The organism is Mangrovibacterium sp. (assembly GCF_041596335.1).
GTDB lineage: Bacteria > Bacteroidota > Bacteroidia > Bacteroidales > Prolixibacteraceae > Mangrovibacterium.
On the sequence record NZ_JBFHIT010000032.1, the window covers coordinates 12,590 to 36,560 of the forward strand.

Annotated in this window: 22 protein-coding genes; 8 read left to right on the forward strand and 14 right to left on the reverse strand. The window is 45.3% G+C overall.

The annotated features are described in order from the left end of the window. Positions 1–39: 39 nt before the first annotated feature. From ABZD21_RS12105 to ABZD21_RS12145, 9 genes are all read right to left on the reverse strand, one after another. Complete coding sequence (locus ABZD21_RS12105) at positions 40–591, reverse strand: 2-oxoacid:acceptor oxidoreductase family protein (RefSeq protein WP_372775268.1); 552 nt, start codon at positions 589–591, stop codon at positions 40–42. Further along, complete coding sequence (locus ABZD21_RS12110) at positions 588–1,403, reverse strand: thiamine pyrophosphate-dependent enzyme (protein WP_372775269.1); 816 nt, start codon at positions 1,401–1,403, stop codon at positions 588–590. Before ABZD21_RS12110 ends, ABZD21_RS12105 begins: the two co-directional genes overlap by 4 nt. 3 nt (positions 1,404–1,406) lie before the next feature. Next, positions 1,407–2,501, reverse strand: a complete 1,095-nt coding sequence (locus ABZD21_RS12115) for a 3-methyl-2-oxobutanoate dehydrogenase subunit VorB (protein WP_372775270.1) — start codon at positions 2,499–2,501, stop codon at positions 1,407–1,409. A gap of 23 nt (positions 2,502–2,524) precedes the next feature. Then, positions 2,525–2,755 (reverse strand): ferredoxin family protein, encoded by a 231-nt coding sequence (locus ABZD21_RS12120; protein WP_372775271.1) that lies wholly within the window; start codon positions 2,753–2,755, stop codon positions 2,525–2,527. Between the two features lie 190 nt (positions 2,756–2,945). Next, positions 2,946–3,506, reverse strand: a complete 561-nt coding sequence (locus tag ABZD21_RS12125) for a Crp/Fnr family transcriptional regulator (RefSeq protein ID WP_372775272.1) — start codon at positions 3,504–3,506, stop codon at positions 2,946–2,948. A gap of 14 nt (positions 3,507–3,520) precedes the next feature. Further along, positions 3,521–4,837: an aminotransferase class I/II-fold pyridoxal phosphate-dependent enzyme gene (locus ABZD21_RS12130; protein WP_372775273.1), complete on the reverse strand. Its 1,317-nt coding sequence runs from the start codon at positions 4,835–4,837 to the stop codon at positions 3,521–3,523. Between the two features lie 129 nt (positions 4,838–4,966). Further along, on the reverse strand, positions 4,967–5,497 hold the full coding sequence (locus ABZD21_RS12135; RefSeq protein WP_372775274.1) for a flavodoxin: 531 nt from the start codon (positions 5,495–5,497) through the stop codon (positions 4,967–4,969). Positions 5,498–5,508: 11 nt separating this feature from the next. After that, a complete protein-coding gene (locus tag ABZD21_RS12140) occupies positions 5,509–6,348 on the reverse strand; it encodes a prephenate dehydratase (protein ID WP_372775275.1) in 840 nt (279 codons plus the stop codon). A gap of 181 nt (positions 6,349–6,529) precedes the next feature. Next, positions 6,530–7,798, reverse strand: coding sequence for a hypothetical protein (locus ABZD21_RS12145; protein ID WP_372775276.1), 1,269 nt, complete (start codon positions 7,796–7,798; stop codon positions 6,530–6,532). 257 nt (positions 7,799–8,055) lie between these two features. Here ABZD21_RS12145 and nrfH point away from each other — a divergent pair, with 257 nt between their 5' ends. The 6 genes from nrfH (at position 8,056) to ABZD21_RS12175 (ending at position 15,107) form a co-directional block, all read left to right on the forward strand. Then, complete coding sequence (gene nrfH / locus ABZD21_RS12150; protein WP_372775277.1) at positions 8,056–8,628, forward strand: cytochrome c nitrite reductase small subunit; 573 nt, start codon at positions 8,056–8,058, stop codon at positions 8,626–8,628. A gap of 11 nt (positions 8,629–8,639) precedes the next feature. Continuing rightward, on the forward strand, positions 8,640–10,154 hold the full coding sequence (gene nrfA / locus ABZD21_RS12155) for an ammonia-forming cytochrome c nitrite reductase (protein WP_372775278.1): 1,515 nt from the start codon (positions 8,640–8,642) through the stop codon (positions 10,152–10,154). Between the two features lie 16 nt (positions 10,155–10,170). After that, positions 10,171–11,388: a hypothetical protein gene (locus ABZD21_RS12160; RefSeq protein ID WP_372775279.1), complete on the forward strand. Its 1,218-nt coding sequence runs from the start codon at positions 10,171–10,173 to the stop codon at positions 11,386–11,388. 113 nt (positions 11,389–11,501) lie between these two features. Then, complete coding sequence (locus ABZD21_RS12165; protein ID WP_372775280.1) at positions 11,502–12,746, forward strand: cytochrome c biogenesis protein ResB; 1,245 nt, start codon at positions 11,502–11,504, stop codon at positions 12,744–12,746. Further along, positions 12,733–13,533: a cytochrome c biogenesis protein CcsA gene (gene ccsA / locus ABZD21_RS12170; protein WP_372775281.1), complete on the forward strand. Its 801-nt coding sequence runs from the start codon at positions 12,733–12,735 to the stop codon at positions 13,531–13,533. The genes ABZD21_RS12165 and ccsA overlap by 14 nt, the downstream gene beginning before the upstream one ends. A gap of 53 nt (positions 13,534–13,586) precedes the next feature. Then, positions 13,587–15,107, forward strand: a complete 1,521-nt coding sequence (locus tag ABZD21_RS12175) for a PepSY domain-containing protein (RefSeq protein ID WP_372775282.1) — start codon at positions 13,587–13,589, stop codon at positions 15,105–15,107. Here the strand turns inward: ABZD21_RS12175 and ABZD21_RS12180 are convergent. Further along, positions 15,104–17,443 (reverse strand): BamA/TamA family outer membrane protein, encoded by a 2,340-nt coding sequence (locus tag ABZD21_RS12180; protein WP_372775283.1) that lies wholly within the window; start codon positions 17,441–17,443, stop codon positions 15,104–15,106. The two genes, ABZD21_RS12175 and ABZD21_RS12180, sit on opposite strands and share 4 nt — an antisense overlap. Before the next feature lie 379 nt (positions 17,444–17,822). Here ABZD21_RS12180 and ABZD21_RS12185 point away from each other — a divergent pair, with 379 nt between their 5' ends. Next, positions 17,823–18,584 carry a TrmH family RNA methyltransferase gene (locus tag ABZD21_RS12185; protein ID WP_372775284.1) on the forward strand — a complete coding sequence of 254 codons (762 nt, stop codon included), beginning with the start codon at positions 17,823–17,825 and terminating at the stop codon, positions 18,582–18,584. Between the two features lie 94 nt (positions 18,585–18,678). Here ABZD21_RS12185 and ABZD21_RS12190 read toward each other — a convergent pair whose 3' ends face one another. The 4 genes from ABZD21_RS12190 to ABZD21_RS12205 form a co-directional block, all read right to left on the reverse strand. After that, positions 18,679–20,232, reverse strand: a complete 1,554-nt coding sequence (locus ABZD21_RS12190; protein WP_372775285.1) for an FAD-dependent protein — start codon at positions 20,230–20,232, stop codon at positions 18,679–18,681. A gap of 150 nt (positions 20,233–20,382) precedes the next feature. Further along, positions 20,383–21,210: an outer membrane beta-barrel protein gene (locus tag ABZD21_RS12195; RefSeq protein WP_372775286.1), complete on the reverse strand. Its 828-nt coding sequence runs from the start codon at positions 21,208–21,210 to the stop codon at positions 20,383–20,385. Positions 21,211–21,259: 49 nt separating this feature from the next. Beyond that, complete coding sequence (ubiE, locus tag ABZD21_RS12200) at positions 21,260–21,982, reverse strand: bifunctional demethylmenaquinone methyltransferase/2-methoxy-6-polyprenyl-1,4-benzoquinol methylase UbiE (protein WP_372775287.1); 723 nt, start codon at positions 21,980–21,982, stop codon at positions 21,260–21,262. Next, complete coding sequence (locus ABZD21_RS12205; protein WP_372775288.1) at positions 21,982–23,019, reverse strand: AIR synthase-related protein; 1,038 nt, start codon at positions 23,017–23,019, stop codon at positions 21,982–21,984. The genes ubiE and ABZD21_RS12205 overlap by 1 nt, the downstream gene beginning before the upstream one ends. A 113-nt stretch (positions 23,020–23,132) precedes the next feature. Between ABZD21_RS12205 and ABZD21_RS12210 the strand changes: the two genes are divergently transcribed. Next, entirely contained in the window at positions 23,133–23,891 is a 759-nt protein-coding gene (locus tag ABZD21_RS12210) for an SDR family oxidoreductase (RefSeq protein ID WP_372775289.1), read from the forward strand. The last annotated feature ends 80 nt before the right edge of the window (positions 23,892–23,971 follow it).

Genomic DNA, 23,971 nt, shown 5'->3' on the forward strand with positions numbered 1-23,971 from the left:
TTTCCGAAGCAGGTTTTTTAATTATGTAATCATTCAAAATTAAACTTCCTGTACTGTTTGCAGATGTTTTTGTCCGGCTTCAATAGCCTGCAGGTTCATCGGAATGAGTTTGTGATGGCGTTCGGGCAGCGATTTTTCAAGGCCTTTTCGAATGCTTTCGAGCCCTACCACCGGCCTTGCTTTTAAATAAGCACCCAAAACAACCATGTTGAAGGTTTTCACATTCCCCATATCGGCTGCAATTAAAGTTCCTTCAATTTTATAAATGTTGATGTCTTTGCGTGTGGGTGGATGAACGATTCCGTTTGGATCGTACAACAAAGTGCCACCCGGTTTAACCTCATGCTCAAACTTATCGAGCGATTGCTGGTTGAGTATGATCGCCGTGTCGAACTCGTGCAAAATGGGCGAACTAATGCGGTTGTCGCTCAGAATAACGGTAACGTTTGCTGTACCTCCGCGCATTTCAGGTCCGTAGGATGGGAACCAGGTTACTTCCTGTCCCTGCATTACGGCTGAATAGGCTAATATTTTCCCCATCGAGAGGACTCCTTGCCCTCCAAATCCGGCAATGATTATTTCTTCTGTCATGCAAGTTCGGTTTTAGATTTCTGTTGAAAATAAGCTTCAGGTGAGGCTTTTTCGCCGTCTTTGATATCGCCTATCGGATAAAATGGGAACATGTTATCTTCCATCCATTGATTCGCCTCAACAGGTGTCAGTCGCCATCCGGAGCTACAAGTTGAAACCACCTCAATAAACGATGTTCCTTTTTTTGCCAGGGTATTTTCAAACGCTTTTTTCAGCGCCTTTCGGCATTTGCGCGATGCTGCCGGTGTGTGAACCGACTGGCGCGTTACAAAGGCTGTTCCGGGCAGCTGCCCGATCAATTCCGTAATTTTCAGCGGATAGCCGTTCCGTTCAACATCACGCCCGCAAGGCGTTGTGGCAGTGACTTGCCCCAATAAAGTGGTCGGAGCCATTTGTCCTCCGGTCATTCCGTAGATGGCGTTATTTACAAAAACCACAACCATATTCTCGCCCCGGTTACAAGCGTGCATAATTTCGGCTGTACCAATTGAAGCGAGGTCGCCGTCGCCCTGGTAGGTAAATACCACTTTGTCGGGGTTGACACGGGAGATACCTGTGGCGACTGCCGGAGCACGGCCATGAGCGGCTTCTTGCCAATCGATGTCGATATAATTGTAGGCGAACACGGCGCATCCAACCGGCGACACGCCAATGGTTTTGTCCTGAAGACCCAATTCCTCGATTACTTCGGCCAGCAATTTATGCACCACCCCATGACTACAGCCCGGGCAATAGTGCATCGTGTTATCGTTCAGCAATTTTGGTTTCGAATAAACCAGGTTTTCCGCTTTGATAATATCTTTTAGTTCCATTGTTTATCCTCCAATCAGTTTTTGTTCCAATGCCTCAACCACTTCACCGGGAGTTGGAATAATCCCCCCCATCCGACCGAAGTACACAACCGGTTTCGAATCGCCTGTGCAACCCACTGCCAGACGAACATCTTCAACCATTTGTCCGGCATTCATTTCAACGGTGAGAAAACCCTTTACCCGTTTCGCCAGATCCGCGATTGGCTGTGTGGGGAAAGGGAAAAGAGTAATCGGACGAAGAAGCCCAACTTTAAGGCCTTTAGCCCGGGCAATGTCGACCGACTTTTGGCAAATACGGGCCGACGAACCAAAAGCCACTAATATATAGTCGGCATCATCGCAATTAAACAATTCGTACCGAACATCCTCTTCCTGCATTTGCCGGTATTTCTCCTGAAAACGGATGTTATTATGTTCCATTAATGCGGAATCCAACTCCAACGAAGTGATCACATTTTTTGAACGATTGGCCTTTTTACCGGTAGTAACCCAGCTACCAAATTCGGCTTCAATTTCCTCGGTTGTTTTCCGGGGGATATAATCACTCAACTCTACTTTTTCCATCATTTGGCCAATCGCTCCATCGGCTAAAATCATGGCCGGATTGCGGTATTTAAAAGCCAGCTGAAAAGCCAACTCCACCGAGTCGTTCATTTCCTGAACCGATGACGGGGCAATCACAATCAAGCGATAGTCGCCATGTCCGCCACCTTTTGTCGACTGAAAATAGTCGGCCTGAGACGGTTGAATTGTTCCCAACCCGGGTCCGCCACGTTGAACATTGACAATAACACAGGGCAATTCGGCTCCTGCAATATAGGATATTCCTTCAGCCATCAGGCTAATTCCCGGGCTCGATGAGGAAGTCAATACTTTTTTCCCGGTTCCGGCAGCGCCGTAAACCATATTGATAGAGGCCACTTCACTTTCGGCTTGTAAAACCACCATACCGGTTTCATTCCAGGGTTCTCTGGCCATGAGGGTTTCCATCACTTCCGATTGTGGTGTGATCGGGTATCCGAAATAAGCATCACACCCACAGCGGATCGCTGCTTCGGCAATTACTTCGTTCCCTTTCATCAATCTTAATTCTCCCATTACTTTTTCGTTTTTTTTGAGGTTTAGGCACTTACTTTCACCCTGTAAACAGTAATACAGGTATCCGGACAGATAACGGCACAATTAGAGCAGCCGATGCATTCTTCCGGCTTGTCCATAAATGAATAGTGATATCCTCGACTGTTAACTTGCTTGTTTTGCGCCAGAACTTGTTGCGGACAGGCAACCACACAAAGGCCGCAGCCTTTACATTCTTCCGTGTCAACCACAACAGCGCCTACTACTTTTGCCATAATTAGATAGTTTTATCATTGACTGAACTATTCAGCGATAACAATTTGTCAAATTTCCCGGAGGAAAACCATGACAAAGCAAAGGATTGCTGAACAACATACCCAATAGGTTTTTTGTCAACTTTTGTTCAGTTTCCTACAAAACTATCCGAAAAGGGGAGTTTTAATCGCAACAATTGTTGCATAATACCTATATTTTATTGAGGATACGAGTGAAAATATTGCGGTGGATACCAAGGTAGGACGCCACATGTTGTCGTTGGACACGGGAAACAATTTGGCTATGCTCCTTGACAAATAACTTAACACGCTGCGAGGCTGAAAGCGACTGCAAGGTATGCACTCTCTGCAGAGCCTGCACATAGCTTTCTTCGGCCATGATCCGCACCAGGCGGTGCAGTTCGGGGTTGGTTTCGAGTAGCTCCTCGTACTCATTTCGTTCAATGCAAATCAGCTCCGAATCTTCATAGGCACGAATAACTTCATTTGATTCCCCTCCGGTCATAAACGTTTCGTGGCTACTGACTATACCATTGTCGGGAATATAAAAAAAACGGGAAATCCATTCGTGGCCCGATTCTGACGTATAGGAAGCATACAGAAGACCACTCAAGAGGATTCCAAGCTTGCGGTTGGGGTCGCCATAATTCAAAAATGTCTCCCCTTTTTTAAGTTGAATGGGTTGACGGTTTTTAAAGAATTCCTTCAATTGCTCGAAGGTTTGCTGGTACCCGGGTCCAATGCAGCTCATCTTTCTACCTTAATTTAGTTGAAAGGGAAATCCTTGTGGAATTGAATTAAGCGCTGCTCCAACTCACCAAACTGGCTTCGTTTAACATGCGACACACAAGCCCGAAGCCCTTCTTTTTCGCTTCCGGTATTTTTTAATGTGATCGCGCTAATTCCGTAATAGAGCAGATTATGCAACAACTCTCCGCCTGTCATTCCAGGATACGAAATGGTAAAGTAAAATCCATCGGCTATTGGTTCGTCTCCGTCTTTCTCGTATACAATTTGAAATCCGTTTTTCAAGAAAAGCTCCTTCATAACTTTAGCCTTGGCACCGTATTCTTTCACTTCGTCAACAAAATTGAAACGGCCTTCGTTGGCGGCTTTTAGCATGGCAGCCAGCGCATATTGCGCCGAATGGCTGGTTCCGGACGAAATGGCGTACAGCACGCGCTGGGTAATTGTATTGCCAAAAGAATTGCTGTGAAAGCGGGTCTTCAGGCTTTCGTAGTCGCGGTTGTACAAGGCATCGGAGATGACCATGATCCCGATTCGCTGCCCGGCATATGAAAATATTTTTGAGCTTGAAATAAACAGCACATAATTGTTGGTGTAGTGAGCAACAGTGGGTTGGAATGGCGGTTCTCCCGGGCTGTAAAAGTTTTGTCGGAAATCCATCGCAAAATAAGCCAGATCTTCCATGACAATAACATCGTACTTTGTAGCCAGCTCTCCAATAATCTGTAATTCGCTTTCAGTAAAACAAATCCAGCTTGGGTTGTTTGGATTTGAATACACAATTGAGTTAATGTGTCCTTTGACGAGGATACTTTCGAGCTTTTCCCTCAGCTTTTCGCCCCGGTAATTAAACACGTCGAAGCTTTCGTATGGATAGCCCATCACCGTCATTTGCTGCTTTTGAACCGGAAAACCCGGGTCGATAAACAGCACCGTGTTCTTTGACACATCCACCTGACTGGCAACCATAAATGCAGCGTAAGTTCCCTGCATGGAGCCAACTGACGGGACACAGCCCTGTGGCTTCACGTCCACATTCATGAATAACTTGACAAAACGCGATGCCTCCTCCTTTAATGGTTTAATACCGTCAATCATCGGGTAAGCCGAAGCGACACCGGATTTCAGCGCCTCAATTTCTGCTTCAACCCCAACTTTTGCCGGTGGCAATCCGGGAACTCCCATCTCCATCCGAATGTACTTTTCAGTACTTTCTTCCTCAATGGCATTCACCAGGCCTACAATCTCTCGAATTGTGGCATTGCCAACTTCGTCAATTCGCAAGCGCCCCAGGCACTTATCGACCAAATTACCGTCTATCGGAGTATTTTTCATGATGGTTTTGAATGATTACCGGCGATCGTTAATGTCAATTTATTTTGAAAAACACGAAAGTCAATCGCACCCTATTGTCGCTTGGAGTTTCGCAACAATAGGCAACAATTGACTTCTTGTGGCTATTGTTTATAAACCGAAAGCGGTTTTAACTTCTTCAGCCCATGCGGCAACACGTTCTTCAGTCAATTCAGGTTCAAAATCCTCATCAACCGGCAGCCCGACAAACACACCTTCAATCACTGCTTCCGACTCCTCGAATTCGTAAACCGAAGGATCAACGGATGCTACAACCTCGGCGTCAGGGCTGGCTTTTTTGATTTCTTTATAAAGACGCCCCATGGCATTAACGAAATGACTGGGATAGGTAATATGATCTCCCAACCCAAAGATGGCCACCTTTTTACCGGTATAATCAACTTTGGAAACCTCGGGGAAAAACTTCGCCCAATCGGTATTGGAGTATTCCGAATCCCAAGTCTCTTTACCAACTGTTGAGATTCCAAAAATCAGCTTATCGTATTTTTTCAGGTCCTCAGCTGAGGCATCGTTTACCGACACTAATTCAACCAAGCTTTCGCCAATGGCGGCTTGAACTTTTTTAGCCACCCGGTGAACTGATCCCTTTTCCGGACCAAAAAATAATCCTATTTGACTCATCATTATATTTTTTACTGGTTAGTGATTTCTAATTCAGCACGTACATATTCGCCTAAAATAGACAAACTGGAAACATTTTTCAAGACTCGGTGAATCGCTTTTTCATAATTCTCTTCCGAATTGTACTCGAGATCCACATGAATGGTGTATTCGTTTGGCTTTCCAACAATTGGTATCGACTGAATCTTATTGAGGTTAATCTGATTTTCAGCGAATATATTCAACACCCGGGCCAACGCTCCGTAATAGTGACCAACCTCGAAAGCCAACGAAGCCTTATTGCTTCCTCCGTTTTGATTGGCATGCTTGCTGAGCACCCAAAAGCGCGTATAGTTTTTCTTGTTGGTTTCAATACCACTATCCAAAACATTGAGTCCGTAAATTTCGGCCGTACGCAAATTGCCAATGGCAGCCGAATCGGTCAATTTATCGGTGACCAAAATTTTTCCCGACATCGCGGTGTCCTGATTTTCGATAATTCGAGCCTGCGGAAAGTACTTCTCGATATATTCAACACACTGGCGAATAGCGATCGGGTGAGAATAGATGTTTTTCACATCTTCCTTTTTGGCCCCCGGCAACATCATTAGGTTCATTTGGATGTGAATGTAGGTTTCACCGGTTACATGTAAGTGATAATCGCGAATCAATGAATAATTCTGCAGAATACTTCCGGCAATGGAATTTTCGATGGCCATTACCGCAATGTCCACCTTGTCAGTATCAACCAGTTCGCAAACACGTTGAAAAGAACGGCACTCCACAATTTCAATTTCTTCATCACCGAAATACTTGCGTGCAGCATCTTCGTGAAAGGAACCCGCGATTCCCTGTATGGCAACTTTCTTCATAATTTATACCGTTGATTTGAAAATCCTGTATGGATTTGACCGGCCCAATTTACACAAAAAAGCTGCGAAAAAGGTACCCGGTGAAATAACCGAAGGGGAAAATTAACAAAAAGTAGCCTCCTTCGTTAATTTTCCCCTTCAATATGACGATCTCTCCAAATTAGGAGTTTTCTGTTCGCAATTAAAAAGCGTATACCATTGACAGGCTTACGCGCTTATTGGTTGCGCGATGCGTATCAGCATAAGTTCCGTCGCTAAAATCGAAGCCACTTGTTCCATAACTGGCCGAAGTAATCTCACATTCAGCAACAAAGCGAAGCTTCGCAATGTTGTAGGCAATATGCGGCGCAACCCGGCCAAGGTTCTGAATTCCCGGCAGCAAGCCCGCTACCAGAGCCGAACCATTGGAGTTGTACACCTCATCGGCAGTTCCAAGGTTTTTTCCGTAGCCTGCAAAAAGCCCAACTTGCCATTTCTGTCCATAAACAATATTCACCAAACCGGTGCAGTTTGTGTAATTTGTATAGGTTTCAGCTCCGGTTTGCTCATCCTTCGATGCGACAGCGTAACCACCAAGCAATGTTAGGTGTGTCATGTTTTGCCCGTAGAAAGACTTAATGGTCACCATCAGCTTTTCGTGGGAATACTTTACGTATGCCATGCTTCCTTTGCTAATTAAAAACTCATCAGCATTGAATGTTCCGGCATCTCCGTCGGTTGTCATGCGAGGTTTAATGCGTTTCATTTCTACTCCGGCTCCCAACGTCCAGTCGGCAGATTTATATTCGGCTACCAATGCCAGTTCCGGCACTATTCCGTTTCGTTGAGCCTGATTGGCGGTACTGTAGTCGCCGGTATCAAACGAACGCGATGTGAATTGGCTTTCGTAAACAGCAGCAACTCCCACATCTAATTTCCCAATCTGGTAATCGTATCTAATTTGTGGCGACCTGTTGAACGACTGGAAAGGAGCTCCGGTATTGAAGGCACCAACCTGAGGGTAAACACCTCCGCCAAAGAACGGATGCCAGCTCTGCCCAACCAATAACTTCGACTTTTCCCAGTTAAACACCACATTGGCGTGCCGAATGCGAAAAAGCGTCGGCTCCGACTTTGTGATTCCACCAAAATCGAACTCCAATACGGCACTGGTTTTTGCACCCAACAACTCAGGACCTTGGATTTTCAATCCCATCCGCGACGCTAAGGCTGTCAGATTGGCGCTGGTTTGTTCGTTTAAATCGTCCCCATTGGCATCCTGCCCGGAGTACAATGGAACCAGATAAAAATTTTCATACGCTACGTCGTTTCCTTTGTAGGTATCCAAATAATAGTCGGTACGAACAAAACCATAAAAATCTAGCTTGAAGTCATTCAGGCTGGGTTGTTGCGCGCTGGCGCCAATAAATAAAAGGGATGCGACAAGGGCTCCCGCAAATCGTTTTAGCATGAGATAATTTTGGTTAATTATTTTTTTGCTGATGCACATCCCCAAACAATACTTGGTCCTTCAATTTCAATAAATTAAATTGAATGTTCACCTGCAAATCGGCCACAAAGGTAGAGGCATAAAACGGATTGCGAAAATCCGCTTTTCACTTTCCGGTTAATTTCACATTTTATTCAAACAAAAATGCTGTTTTGTAACATCGGTTACAAAACACCTACTCCAGACCACGTATCTTTAATGTGAAAAACTAAACTAAAATGATCCAAAGATTCTATCCGCCAAAAAGATGGAGGTTTCCGGTAATAGTTATACTTGGGGTATTTTCAGGTCTGGTGTGCCTGTTGTTATACTTATCCAAGGCCCACTCCTATCTGTCAGATGATCCGCAGACTTGCGTAAACTGCCACATTATGGCACCACAGTACGCTACCTGGAATCACAGTTCGCACCGGCAATGGACGAATTGCAACGATTGTCATGTACCACATAACAATGTTTTCAACAAATACTTTTTCAAGGCTAAAGATGGACTTCGCCATGCGACCATCTTCACCCTACGCCAAGAACCACAGGTAATCTTCATTCACGAAGAAGGAGCCGAGGTCGTTCATAACAACTGTATTCGTTGTCACTCCAATCAACTGATGGATGCCAGGCAAAGCGCATGCATCGGCAATTACGAAGAGAACCGCACCTCCCGCAAATGTTGGGAATGCCACCGGGAAGTTCCACACGGGCGGGTGAACAGCCTGTCGAGCACCCCGAGCGCACGTGTACCGTTACCCGAAAGCCCTGTCCCCAATTGGATTAAAAACTTGAATAACAACTAAATCTGCATCATATGAAATCGCTAAAAACAAAAATTGAAGAAAAACCGATTATTGGATGGCTCCTCTTTTTTGCCACCCTCATTGTCGTTTTCTTATTAGGCCTTTTGGCTTCATCTATAATGGAACGTCGCGCCGAAGCGAGCTTCGTAAATGTTCCGAAAGTCAAGCTTACGGAGTTCGAACCCCGTAACGAAGTCTGGGGTGAAAACTTCCCACGCGAATTCCAATCGTATTACAGAACAGCTGACACCACTTTCCGCAGCAAATACAATGGCAACGAAATGATTGACATGCTGGAAGTTGACCCGCGCATGGTCGTATTATGGGCAGGATACGGCTTTTCGAAAGATTACAATCAGGGCCGCGGCCACTACTATGCTGTGGAAGATGTACGAAATACCTTGCGTACAGGAGGCCCAACAAACGACGACGAAGGTCCGATGCCATCGACCTGCTGGACTTGCAAAAGCCCCGATGTTCCGCGCGTGATGCAGGAAGAAGGAGTTGCCGAATTTTACAAAGGGAAATGGGCTCGTTTAGGATCTGAAATTGTTAATCCAATTGGATGCGCCGACTGCCACGACCCCAAAAGCATGAATCTTCGTGTTACCCGTCCGGCATTGGTGGAAGCATTTCAGAAAATGGGCAAAGACGTAAACAAAGCCAGTCATCAAGAAATGCGCAGCTTGGTTTGCGCCCAATGCCATGTTGAATATTACTTCGACAAATACACCGTTGAAGGCGCTAACTACCTCACCTTCCCATGGGAAAAAGGAATGACGGTAGAAGCAGCCGAAGAGTACTATGATGAAATGAACTTTAGCGACTGGACACATTCGTTGAGTAAAGCACCGATGCTTAAGGCGCAACATCCGGGTTACGAAATATACATGCAAGGAATCCATGCTCAGCGTGGTGTATCATGTGCCGACTGCCATATGCCATACAAATCGGAAGGTGGACAGAAATTCACAGATCATCACATTCAATCCCCACTAAACAATGTTGCCAACTCCTGTCAGGTTTGCCACCGTGAGGAAACCGAAAAATTGATTCAAAATGTTTTCGAACGTCAGGATAAAATCATTGAAAACCGGGACAAACTGGAAGAGTTGATTGTTCGTGCTCATCTGGAAGCAAAAAAAGCATGGGATTTGGGAGCTAACGATACCGAAATGCAAGACATTTTGATGGGAATCAGGCATGCGCAATGGCGTTGGGACTATGTAGCAGCCAGCCATGGTGGCTCATTCCACGCTCCTATTGAAACAGGAAGAATCATATCAACCGGCCTGACAATTGCCCAGGAAACGCGCATTAAACTCGCTCGCCTTCTGGCAGCCAAAGGATTCAACGAAGAATTACCGTATCCGGATATCACAACTAAAGCCAAGGCACAAGAGTTAATCGGATTGGATATGGATCAACTAAACGCTGAGAAAAAAGTGTTCAAACAGACCATTGTTCCGCAGTGGATAAAAACAGCCCAGGAGCGCGAATCGAAATGGGGCGTATCGATGAACTAACTCTTAAATCTAAAAAATGAAGAAGAACATATTAATACTCGCTATCGCCCTTATTGTAGTCGCGACTAGCCAAAGTTACGCCCAATTTAGCCTCAATGGCGAGTTCCGCCCCCGCAGCGAAGTTAGCCACGGTTACAAAAGCCTGGCAGCTCCTGATCAGGATGCTTCATGGTTTACCTCGCAACGCAGCCGGCTGAATGCCTTTTACACAGCCGACAAACTTGTTACAATGCTGAGTTTGCAGGATGTTAGGGTATGGGGCAGTCAGGCGCAACTGGTTGGGAACGAAGACTACGCGATATCTGTTCATCAGGCATGGGCAGAGGTTTTGCTAAGTTCTGAATTCTCAATCAAAGCAGGTCGACAGGAAGTAGCGTATGACAATCACCGGATTTTTGGGAATGTCGGCTGGGCACAACAGGCTCGCTCGCACGATATGATTATTTTCAAATATCAGGATGCCATCAACCTTCATTTTGGTTTGGCACACAACGAAAACAGCAACCCGGACGACAATCTTTACGACGGAAACGATGCCTACAAAAACCTTCAATTTCTTTGGTTCAATAAAAAATGGGACAAGGCAAGTCTGAGTTTACTGGCATTAAACAACGGGGTTCCGGTGACGGTGGACGACAGTCAGGAGGTGAAATACAGCCAGACTCTGGGCGGATATGGAACCTTTGCGATTGGTTCGGTGAACTTCGCGACCAATGCCTATTTGCAAACCGGTAAATCAACATCCGATATTGACATTAGCGCTTACAACCTGCTCTTGGAGGCATCGGTGAAACAAGGATTCACCCTGGGATTTGAGCGTCTTTCGGGAACGTCACACGACGACACAAAAAATAAATCCTTCACTCCACTGTATGGTACCAACCACAAATTCAACGGGTTTATGGATTATTTTTACGTTGGAAGCCACATCAACAACGTGGGGCTTGATGATTTTTATCTAAAGTACAGCTTCAAAAAAGATAAATGGAATTGGGATGCGCACCTGCACTATTTCGCAGCGGCAGCCGACATCAGCGACGAGGACTCAAAAGGACTGGGCACTGAAATTGATTTGCAGGCCAGCTACAAAATTAGTCCGGAAGTAAATTTCAGTTTTGGCTACTCCATGCTTTTCGGAACCGACAGTATGGAACAGCTAAAAGGCGGCGACAAATCGACAACAAACTACTGGGGTTATGCCATGCTAACGGTAACCCCGAATTTCATTAAATAGACAAGTAAATCATTACCGGGACAGGTGTCGCCAGGCAAAATGTGCGGCACCTTTAATTTTTACGGATGTTCTTCCTGAAGGAAGAACAACGTCCAATTCAAACACCAAAAACGATGAACAGAAAAACCTGGCAGGCCCCCTGGTCATATCGGGAAGGAATTATTATAGTGGGAGGACTGGTGGCTCTGGGTACTATTTGGCAAATCATGCTGGGTAGTTCAGGCATTCAAATTCCAAGCTGGCCCGGCAATTTATACCTGGCATTGGCATTTGCTGCCTCGCTGATAGTCTTTCATCTTCTGATACCGAAGTCGGCTTTCGTTAAATGGCTGCAGTCAATTCCGGCAGCCGTAACTTCTGCCGGCCTGTTTTGCGGTCTGGCAATTCTTATGGGAATTATTCCCCAGTTACCGGCATCGCAGCCAAGTGCAATCAGCCTGTTGGGACTCAACAAGATCACAAATACATGGTTTTATTTGCTGGCCAATGTTTATTTCCTCGCCTGTTTGGGCATGGCGACACTCAAACGCCTCATCCCCTTCAAACTAAAAAACGGAGGGTATATTTTAAACCATTTGGGACTTTGGATTACACTGACAGCAGCCAGTCTGGGCAGCAGCGACTTACAACGTCTGAGCATGGATTGCTATGAAGGAAAAATTGAATGGCGGGCAAAAACGGAAACAGGCCAACTGGTTGAAATGCCGCTGGCCGTTAGTTTAATAGACTTTAAGCTCGACGAATATTTACCCAAAATAACTTTGATTGATCACCAAACCGGAAAAATTGCGGTGAACCGCCAAAAGAGCCAATACTTTTCGCTTGCTGATGCTCCCGGAACACTCGAGAACTACCGTATTGAAGTTGAAACCTATTTGCCCGAATCTGGTTTTACAGGCGATCATTTTGAGCGGGTTAATGAAGTCGGTGCACCACCGGCAGCTCAGCTAAAAGTAAGAAACAGTGAAACCGGTGAAATCACAACCGGATGGATCAGCTCCGGAAGTTTCCGACAGCAACCCTTCGCGTTCCGACTCTCCGACCAATACTCGTTGGTGATGTTGCCTCCCGAACCGCGGAAATTCCAGTCCGACATACAGGTTTTATTCCCCGACGGTACACAAGCCGAAACAACACTGGAAGTTAACAAACCTTTCTCCATCAACGGATGGAAACTCTATCAACTAAGTTACGATTCGGAAAAAGCCCGTTGGTCGGATCTTAGCGTGATCGAGCTGGTTCGAGACCCTTGGTTGCCGGCAGTATATTTCGGTGTTTTTATGCTACTGGCAGGAACCTTGTTTTTACTTCGCGATGGAGCGGCAAAAAAGAAAGGAGTGCAAAATGGGATGGATTAACTTTGAAGAATTTGCCGCAATAAGCTTGCTTTGCTGGATGACGGCATTCGTGCTGTTGGTTTTCAAGCCCAAAAGCAGAAAAGCCCGAACCGGCTCCATCATTTCTGCCACAGCCGGAACGCTCGCACTTGCCGTTTTCATCGTCCTGCTATGGGTTCACATTGAACGACCTCCAATGCGAACGTTGGGCGAAACACGACTTTGGTATTCGTTGCTGCTCCCCGCCATCGGAATCGTTAGTTTTCAACGCTGGAAATACAACTGGCTGCTCATTTACAGCCTGACAATGGGAGCTCTGTTCATTTTTATCAACTTACTGAAACCGGAAACCCACGACAAAAGTCTGATGCCTGCTCTGCAAAGCATTTGGTTTGTTCCGCACGTGATTGTTTATATGTTTGCCTACGCGCTTCTGGCTGCGTCGAGCCTTGCCGGACTAAAAGCCATTTATATGGATTATAGAGGCAAAAAATGGTCTGAAGTTCCCGAACTTGCCGACAACTTTGTTTATCTCGGCTTCGCTTTCCTCACTATGGGTTTGCTTTTTGGTGCGCTGTGGGCCAAAGAAGCCTGGGGACACTACTGGACCTGGGACCCAAAAGAAACCTGGGCGTTCATTTCCTGGACGGCTTACCTGATTTATATCCACTACCGATATCGCCATCAGAACCGACACAAACAAGCCATGTGGATTTTGGTAATTTCGTTCGCGTTGCTGCTGGTCTGTTGGTTTGGGGTGAACTATTTACCCACGGCCCAAACCAGTGTGCACACCTACAGCAACTAGCACAAATCCGGCAAATACCGCCAAACTCTATTGTTGAAGAAGAAATTGAAGGAATGAAAAATAAATCGCTGAAGCTTTTCAGGAAACTCCATAAATGGCCTGGACTTGTCATCGCCCTTCTGGCCATTATCTTTGCGCTATCCGGACTTGTTATGAACCATCGCCAGTTGTTTTCGTCGGTTGATGTTGACCGCGACATGCTTCCTCCCGGATACCAATACAAAAACTGGAACATGGCTGCTGTACGGGGAGCGCTTGTTACTGAGGATCATTCGGAATATTTTTACGGAAACATTGGGATTTGGCAAAAGAAAGGCACACAGTTCGTCAATTTTAATCAAGGATTTCCGAACGGAATTGACCACCGAAAGATCGCTCAAATGGCTGAAATGCCAAACGGTAATTTGTACGCGGCAACCTTGTTCGGGCTATACAGCCGACTGCCACAGGATAGTAGTTGGAAAAAAATAGAGCTTCCGGTTCGGGAAGAACGATTGACCGGCTTATTTCTGAAACAAGACAGTTTGATTGTTCTAAGCCGAAGCTTTCTGCTAAAATCGGCCAATGGAACCGATTTCGAATGCATCCAACTACCTGCTCCGGCAGGATACCGAGCCAGAGCAAGTCTATTCACGACCCTATGGCAACTACACAGCGGCGAGCTTTTTGGCCTTCCCGGAAAACTGTTTGTCGACTTGCTGGGTCTGGTCACCATCTTCCTGTCAATATCAGGCTTGCTCCACTTTTTTCTACCTAAGCTTGCCAAACGTCGAAAAGCAAAGCAAAAAAACACAAAACACCTCACCTCCACCCGTCGAATAAACCTGCGGTGGCACAATGTGATCGGCTACATTTTCATCCTGTTTTTAATCATCAACACAACGGCCGGAATGTTTCTGCGACCTCCCCTGCTCATTCCAATTGCCAATAGCACTGTTGGCCTCATTCCGGGCACACACCTTGACAATCCAAATCCTTGGTTCGACAAACTACGGGCAGGCGTGTGGGATGAAACACTTCAGCAATATCTGATTTCAACTTCAGATGGGTTTTATTTTCTGAACGAACATTTGAACGCTCCACCACAAGCGGCTCGCATACAAGTGCCGGTGAGTGTGATGGGATGCAATGTTTTACAGGAAACAGGTTCGGCTCAATATATGGTCGGATCTTTCAGCGGACTATTTATCTGGGACATTCAGCAACAATTGGTTGTGGATGCCTTTACGGGTATGGCTCCTCAAAACACCGGCGGACGTCCTGTTTCGGATCACATGATTAGTGGCTATGCCAAAACGGCAAGCGGCCTTAATATTCTGTTTGACTACAATAAAGGGATGCAGATTTTCGAGCATTCGGAAAATCCGGAGATGCCCGACGAGATCGTTCGTCAATCACCATTATCGCTCTGGAACACCGCTTTAGAAATTCACACCGGCCGAATCTTCGAACACCTGCTCGGCCCATTTTATATTTTGTATGTTCCGCTATCCGGCATCTGCCTGCTGATGGTACTTATCAGCGGATTTCTGATCTGGTGGAAAGCTTACCGAAAAACAAAAAAACAACATTAGAATGGATACCCAATGGCGAAGCTGAGGTTAAAATGCTCTGATGTAATTGGGTAATTACCGATAATAAACCTGCGTCCTTCTGGCAATGACGGGTCGCGCAGCTTGAAGCCGAGATCGAGCCGAAAAACAAAATAATTAAAATCGAAACGCAAACCGGTTCCTGTTCCAATAGCGATCTGCTTGTAGAACTCATCAAATTTAAACAGTGCTCCATCGCGGTTATCAGATGAATTGATCGCCCAAATATTACCGGCATCCAGGAAGAAAGCCCCTTCAACAATCCCCAGTAAAGGATAGCGGTACTCAATGTTTCCTTCCAATTTAATGTCAGCCGACTGATTCGGATACTCATCTTCAGCAGCTTCGTAGGTTCCGGGCCCCAACGTCCGAACCTGCCAGGCCCGAATACCGTTAGCGCCTCCTCCAAAATACTTCTTTTCAAAAGGCATAACATCAAAATTCCCATAAGGCATTGCGACCCCCAAAAATGCCCGACTTACAATTGAGTTGTATTCGTCTAACCGATATCCGTACCGGTATTCAAAATCGGTTTTCATGTATTGTGCAAACCGTGTACTAAAAACGCGGTAATAGCTTAAAGTCTCCTCGGTGTCTGAATCTACAGTCTCATATTTTGATCGCCCGCTCAACTGCGCTGCTGCTGCCAACAGATTGCCTGCCGATTCGATCGACCATTTAAAATAGTGGTAGGTGTTATCGATTTCTGTTTTCTGGGTATTATCAAGCAAGGTGTAGTTTGTTGCCATTATCAAGTGGTCGGTAAAACTACTCTTGATGTAAAGATCTTCAATCGAACTGATAAATTCTTCGTTAAACTCAGACAAATTAACAAGGTTCCAGTCAACAATATTGAGATAGTTAGTGCGAAACGCCTTACTTTTCCAGGAATAGCCGAACTTAAAGTTGGCAATTGTTCGCGTATAATCCGGACGACGCTGGTAGTTATATCCGGCTGTAAATACTGTTTTAGGCACTTGATACTTAAAGAACCGTTGCCCGTTAAACGGACTCAAAAATTTAGGGATGGTTATCGAAGCTTCCAAACCAAGCTCTCGGGTATTAAAATTAAGCGCGTTATCAGAGATCAGTGCTTCCTGACGTTCCAATGCCGCTTTCAGAGTTACATCCAGAATTTCGGCTCCGCGAAACAGGTTTAGATGTTGGTAATTTAAATTTCCGGCAACACCTAGATTCCCCGATGAGTTGGTTCCTTCCAGTTCGACCGAAAACCCCTGCCGGGCAAGCGGTGAAAGTTGCACACTACAATCGATCACCCCAATGGAATCATTCCCCAAGCCCGGAACCGGATCGAAACTCAGATTGACAGCCTTAAACTGCTGAAGCTGATTGAATGAGCGAAACGTTTTTTCTACGGTAGCCAGCGAATAATACGTGCTGTCTTTCATCCGATTGACACTTTCCAGCAACTCGGGATTGTAACGCATCCTTTCCTTATAAATAAATGTGTAAGGCGGCTCAAAAATTGTGTCAGTCGCTTCCACCGCTTCATCATCCGTAAGTTGCGGTGGCGTAAAGTTGGTATTCACCCGGTAGTTCCGAACAACAAATTTCTTGTGGTGCAACACACTATCCGACTTATCCTGCAAATCAGCATCACCGATCTGAATTACCAGGTCTACTTCTCTGTTATCCAATGCCGTATCAGCCAAATACTGAATAAAATCGGTTGAAAAATTATAATAGCCTCTGTTTTTAAGCTGCGTCGCCAAACGAATTCGCTCCGAATTCAGTTGATCGACATCGAAAATATCTCCCGTTTTTACAACCTGCCGAACAGTATCCGAAAAAAGAATCGGTCTCAGTTTTGCGTCCTCTATTTCATAGCTATAATTGCGAATGCGGTAGGGCGAGCCGGTTTCAATGGTATAAATTAGTTTTACTTTTTTACGCTTGGGATGATAAACCGGCGTTCGTTGAATATTTACCTCATAGTAGCCTTTATTCTTCAAATAAATCCGGAGATTCTCCATCGACCGCTGGGTTAGGAATTCCTGATATATTACCGGGGCTTCACCAATCCGTTTAAACCAATCATTCGTCTTCTTTTTCGAAGACAGGTTGTACATGCCTAAATGAAATTTTATAAACCCAAGAATTTTTAAATTCTCGCGCTGCCCAACTTGCTTCTTCAGCTCCTCTTTGCTAACCTGGTTATTGTCTACTTTCATCACCAAATCGCTAAGTAAATAGCTATTCTCGGGAACAAATTTCGTTGATGAACAAGCCGAAATAGCAACCGCTGCCACAATCGCACAAAAGAGGTTTAAATATTTCCAATTTCTAAAAATCATCATTCGTTCACCGTTTTTTTTGCTGTAATAACCCGAGCAAAAACTATTTCTGCAAAGATTGAAAGTTTTTTGAATTCTGAGGCTAATTTGCACCAATTCTGTATAAGCAGATCGCCGAATAAGCTGAATCGTTTCCAGTTGCCTTCAACCGATCATCGAAAACAGACTGCCTGCCGGTAGGTCAATTTAAATTGAATCCAAAATCGCAAGATGTAATTTATCTTCTAAGACACAAGGGCTGCAATAGGTTTCCCGATGAGGTCAAGTCAATCAAGGAAGGAGACCTCCCCTTTTTACCGACAGGGTTCATTCGAGTCATCCGGTCGAAGATTGAGCAAGAGCATTTCACTTTATTTTTTACCTTCGTATTCAAATCTCAGGCATGCTTAGCAAAAATAAGATCAAATACATTCAATCGCTTTCACGAAAAAAAATCAGAGATACCGAAAAGGCCTTTTTAGTTGAAGGCGACAAAATGGTTACCGAAGCGCTTGAATCATCGCTGACGGTAGAAACACTCTGCGCGACAACTGACTTCTTAAGGGCCAATCGTCGAATCGTTTCCGGCGATACTGAAGTGATCGAAGCCACTGCCGACGAAATTCGCAAAGCAAGCCTGTTGCAGTCGCCGCAAAACGCACTGGCCATTGTGTCCATGCCCGAAATAGGCTTCGACCTTGGGGTACTGAATGACAAGCTAAGTCTGGCGCTCGATTTTATTCAGGATCCGGGGAATCTGGGAACGATAATCCGACTGGCCGACTGGTTTGGAATTAAGCATGTGATTTGTTCCGAAAACACAGTCGACTGTTTCAACCCAAAAGTGATTCAGGCCAGCATGGGCGCTATATTTCGGGTTCAGATGCATTACATCAATCTGCCAGCAGTTCTAGGCGAAGCTTCTCAATCCGGAATTCCCATCTTCGGCGCATTTCTGGAGGGTGAAAACATTTACAAACAGCCCCTAAGCAGTTCAGGTATCCTGGTGATGGGAAACGAGGGAAATGGAATTAGCACTGAGGTCGGAGCACTGGTTTCGGATAAAGTTCACATCCCCTCATTTGCAGCCGAAGGCAGTGAGTCGTTGAATGTGTCGATGGCGACAGCGATCTGTTTATCAGAATTCAGACGAAGACAGCTTTAGGATCAGCACGATAAATCGCGCCTTCAAATTCGAAAGATACTGAATGGGCTTCAGTATGGCCATTCCGAAACCGAATACATCAATTGCTATTTTCCTAGGTCAGTCGTGCGGCCAAAGCCTCGGCACAACGCTCTCCATCAATTGCCGACGAAGCGATACCTCCGGCATAACCGGCTCCCTCGCCACAAGGATAGAGATTTTTAATCCGAATATGTTGAAGATCGCTCTCATTGCGGGGGATACGCATCGGTGACGAGGTGCGAGACTCAACTCCAATCACAACTCCAAGTTCGGTGTTGAAACCACGGGCTTTCTTGTCCATCAAAACAATTCCTTCGCGAAGCCGGGCACTAATTCGCTTGGGCAGTTTATCATGCAAAGCAGACGAAATAATTCCTGGTTTATAGGACGACTCCGGCAAATCGGCCGACCGACGACCAGATACAAAGTCGCTGATGCGCTGAGCCGGAGCGAATTGCGTATGCCCGTTCAGCTCAAAACAAAGCTTTTCGATCGACTTTTGGAACTCCACACCCGCGAAAACTCCAAATCGCTGAAATTCGCGCAGATCTTCCGGTTGAACTTCAACGACCAAACCAGAGTTGGCAAAAGGTGAATTTCGTTTCGAGGCCGACATTCCATTGACCACCAATTCTCCCGGAGCAGTAGCTGCCGGAACAATAAAGCCCCCCGGACACATACAGAACGAATACACGCCACGGTCATTCACCTGCTCGACAAAGGAATAGGTCGCTGCCGGCAAATAAGGCCCGCGATTGTCCTGATGATATTGAATGGTATCGATCAATGCCTGGGGATGTTCAATACGCACTCCCATAGCAAATGGTTTGGCTTCGAGATTAACCCCGTTGCGGTTTAGCATTTCGTAAATATCACGTGCTGAATGCCCTGTTGCCAGAATAACTGAAGCACATTCAAACCGCTGTCCGTCGGTAAGTACCAAGCCGGTACATTCATCGCCATTCAAAATTAAATCGCTAACCCGACTGTTGAAATGAATTTCACCACCACACGACAGAATCTGCTCCCGAATTCGGGAGATTACGCCGGGCAACTTATCAGTTCCAATATGCGGATGCGCATCAATCAGAATTTGCGGGTCGGCTCCGAATTGCACCAAAACTTCGAGAATCTTCTCAACACTGCCACGCTTTTTCGAGCGCGTGTATAGCTTTCCATCCGAAAAAGTGCCGGCGCCACCTTCACCGTATCCGTAGTTCGAATCCGGGTCAACCAAATGCTCGCGATGGATTTTCGCGATATCCCGTTTTCGATCGCTAACATTTTTTCCACGTTCAAAAATCACCGGTTTGTAACCCAGTTCAATCAAACGAAGTGCCGCAAACAATCCGGCGGGGCCACTACCAACAATGCCAACAGCTGTTTTACCAGCCACATTTCCATAGTCGTAGATCCGGCGCTTGGTCTCTGGTTCTTCACCCAAATAAACCATCACTCCCAAATTTATTTTGATTTGGCGCTGCCGGGCATCAATCGAGCGGCGACGTACAACAATGGCTGTTATTTCTTCCGGATCGACCCCTAACTTCGAGGCAACTATAGGACGATAATATAATTCATCTGACGCCTGTTTGGGCGTCAGCGACAGGTTAAAATCTTTCTTCATTCAAAATCAAATAAGGTCTCGATCTATCTCACTTCCGTTTCAATGCTGTTTTATTGCGACGATGGGAATGCGACAAGTCGCTGTTAAATAGCTCTCTTACATTGCGAATGCGCAAAATTAGGCATAATCGCGCAATAAAATCAGCTTAAACTATTCGAAATGAAAACTAAGGGTGAAGATATTGGAATTGACACTCTGGATCGCTTGCGAGTAATATTTACGCTGATCAGCCGGAGCATCGCCAATCAGGTTATTTAGTCCCAGACTGACCTTCAATTCTGTCGAGAAACGGAAAAAACGAAGGTAGCTATCTAGTCCAACACCGGCTTCGAAGTACAAACCGCCGCGTTTTAGCTGAACCAGATCTTCCTCTCCCGACTTCGAAATATCAATCCGATAGGCCAATCCGCTTATAATGTAAGGGCTTTGATTATTCAACCGGCTGGATTTATATTTAACCAGCAAAGGGAAATCCAGGTAGGTTGATTTAACTGAGATATACTGCAAATCGTTATTACCGGCATAAATATCATAAATCGGTAGGTGTCGGGCATTCGGAGTTGTACCATCCTGTATGGAATAAGCCATACGCCGCTCACCAAACGATAGTCCGGGCAAAAAGCGCAGATCGAAATATTCGCCCAAACGGAAATTAGTTACAATAGAGACCGTGAGGCCCGGAACCAAGGTTTCAATGTCCGCACGCACCGTATCCTGCCCGGAGATCTGCTTTCCGTCGACGTTAATCAATGTATTATCTTCAACAAATTCGCTATTGTTACCAATTGGCGACCAATGGTTCAGGCGATAGTCCTGCATATTTAGCCCCAGGCTAAAACCGAAATGAATTTTCTTATTGTCGAAATTGGTAAGGTGCAATACATGAGCTCGTTGGCCAAAACTCGTTAGGCCAATCAATAGAAACAGGACGATGTAGATATGCTTTTTCAAGGGAAACACGTTTGCATTCTTATTCAAAACAGCAATTTCAATAAAATATTGTTCAACGGACTCTGAAAACAGATTTTTATTTCCGTCCCAAATAGATGGTCGCAATTCCAAAGGTCAAACGCCATTGGCGGCTTTCAGAAAAACCTGCTTGCCCAAGTATCCGGAGAAATTCCTGATCATCAGGGAAAGCCATCACCGATTCGGGTAAATAACTGTACGCCGAAGCATCTTTTGAAATTAGTCCTCCCAAACGAGGCAGGATATGGAAAAAATAGAACTTATAAAACTGTTTAAACGGAAAATACTTCGGCTTTGAAAACTCGAGGATAATTGCCACTCCACCTGGTTTCAACACCCGGTAAAACTCGTGCAAACCTTTCCCCAGATTTTCAAAATTCCGAACACCGAAGGCCACTGTAATTGCATCAAATGAAGCTGGTTCAAAAGGCATATTCTCCGAATCGCCTTTCTGAAAGCTGATCAGTTGATCCAATTTTAGTCGTTTAACTTTCTCTGCTCCGACTTTTATCATTTGCTCCGACAGATCAAATCCGACAATCTTGTCGGGAGAGATCCTCGAGGTTGCAATCGCAAAATCTCCGGTTCCGGTTGCTACATCCAAAACCGTCGATGGTGCATAGCCTTTCAATATACGAACGGCCTTCTTTCGCCACAGCTTATCGATACCCAAACTCAGAAAATGATTCAGGAAATCATATTTGGGCGCGATATTGTCGAACATCTGTTCAACCTGCTGCTTCTTGTTTTTATCGGAATCCTGATACGGAGAGACAGTCATTAAACTAGCGGATTCATTTTATCAATAAAACCAAAAGACTCATCATCGATTCGGATTTCACCTTTAGTGATATGTCCGAGCGTGAAGAAAGGCAGTTTAGTTGTACTCATGAAATCGACAAAATCATCGGCTTTGTCTTGAGGTACACCAACAATCAAACGCCCCATCGATTCTCCGAACAAGAAAGCATCCTGCCGGATTTCGGCATCCGTTGTAATATCGAATCCCAAGCCGGTGGGCATACCGGCACGTAAGAGCGAAAAGAACAATCCACCTTTCCCAACCGGGCTAGCTGACGAAATCAACTCTTTCTCAATCAGCTCACTTGTCACCTTGTGCAAGCGTGCTTCAAAGTCAATATCGTATACAGGAAGTGGCGATTCGCCTATTTCGTGATAGTACTCCAGGTACTCTGAAGAGTTAATGTCATCGTAGGAATTACCGATCATAAAGATGTTATTTCCTTTCGATTTAAACTGATGAGTCAGCACTTTGCCTTTGTCCTTCACGCTTCCCATCATACTAATAATAATGGTTGGCGAAACGGGGCCATGAGCCGAGAAGTGGTCGAAACGAATTTTGCGATCAGAAATTTTCAGCCCGAATTTTGCAGCGGCATTCTCCAAGCCCTGCTTGGCACCCGAGGCAATAAACTGCCCATTAGGATCGCCAATATAAATGTGATACAAGAAAGCACTAACGGCTTGTGGCTTCGCGCCAAAACAGATCATTCTACGGGCCGCGCGACTAATTAAAATTTCGGTTGCCCCTTTAGGATCATCTTCCAGGTGATGATGGAATGCATGAGTTGTCATTGACATTACCTCACCATTATCGGTGGTGAAAATTCCGGCATCATCAGTATCATCACTAGCCAAGTTCTCAAGCTGAACTCCTTCGTCACTAAAATCGTTGAAATAATTAACCGGTGCCAAATTCGGATTCACCATTAGGTTAAAAACAATTTCATGAATATCTTTGGGCTCTTCAATCTGATCGATTGAGAATACTTGTTTGTTTTCAGTCACTTCAGCCATAATGATTTTGTTTTAACGCTTATTATAAAGGAAACAAAAATAGTCAAGTAGTTGATTTTTCCATACAAAATGGGAATTTAAATTTGAGAACGACCAATTCAAACAAGGAAAATATGACCTCAAAAATTGCCTTAATAACCGGAGCAACAGCTGGAATCGGACTCGAATCGGCGCGTATACTGGCTCAAAACGGATACAACCTGATATTAACAGGAAGAAGAATTGAACGCCTGGAGAATATAAAAGTGCAGCTAAAAAAATACGGCACCGAAGTGCTAATCCTTCAATTTGATGTTCGATTGAAAAAAGAAGTCGATTCGGCCTTGATGTCAATCCCGGAAAATTGGCGACAAATCGATGTTTTAATTAATAACGCGGGATTAGCTGCCGGATTGGCCACCATCGACCAGGCTGATGTTGACGATTGGGAGCAAATGATCGACACCAATGTTAAAGGTTTACTTTATATTACCCGAACCGTTTCTGGCTGGATGATTGAACAGCAAAAGGGACACATAGTCAATATTTCGTCTATTGCCGGAAAAGAATCGTATCCGAGCGGGTCGGTATACTGCGGAACCAAACATGCCGTCTCGGCCATCAGCAAAGCGATGAGAATTGAGCTGGCTCCACACAACATTAAAGTAAGTACCATTTGCCCGGGAGCAGTAGAAACCGAGTTCTCACTGGTTCGCTTCAAAGGCGACAAAGAAAAAGCATCAAAAGTTTACGATGGGTTCACCCCTCTGGATGCCATAGATATTGCGGAAACAATTTACTTTGTGGTTTCACGGCCGCCACATGTCAATATCGACGACATTTTGGTGATGCCCACGGCACAAGCGTCGGCTCGGGATGTGTTCCGGAAGTAGGCGAAAGAAGCTGAAACCCGAAAGCTGGCAGTGCAGAGACTAATAACTCAATACTAACGTCTAAAATCAAAACAAGAATA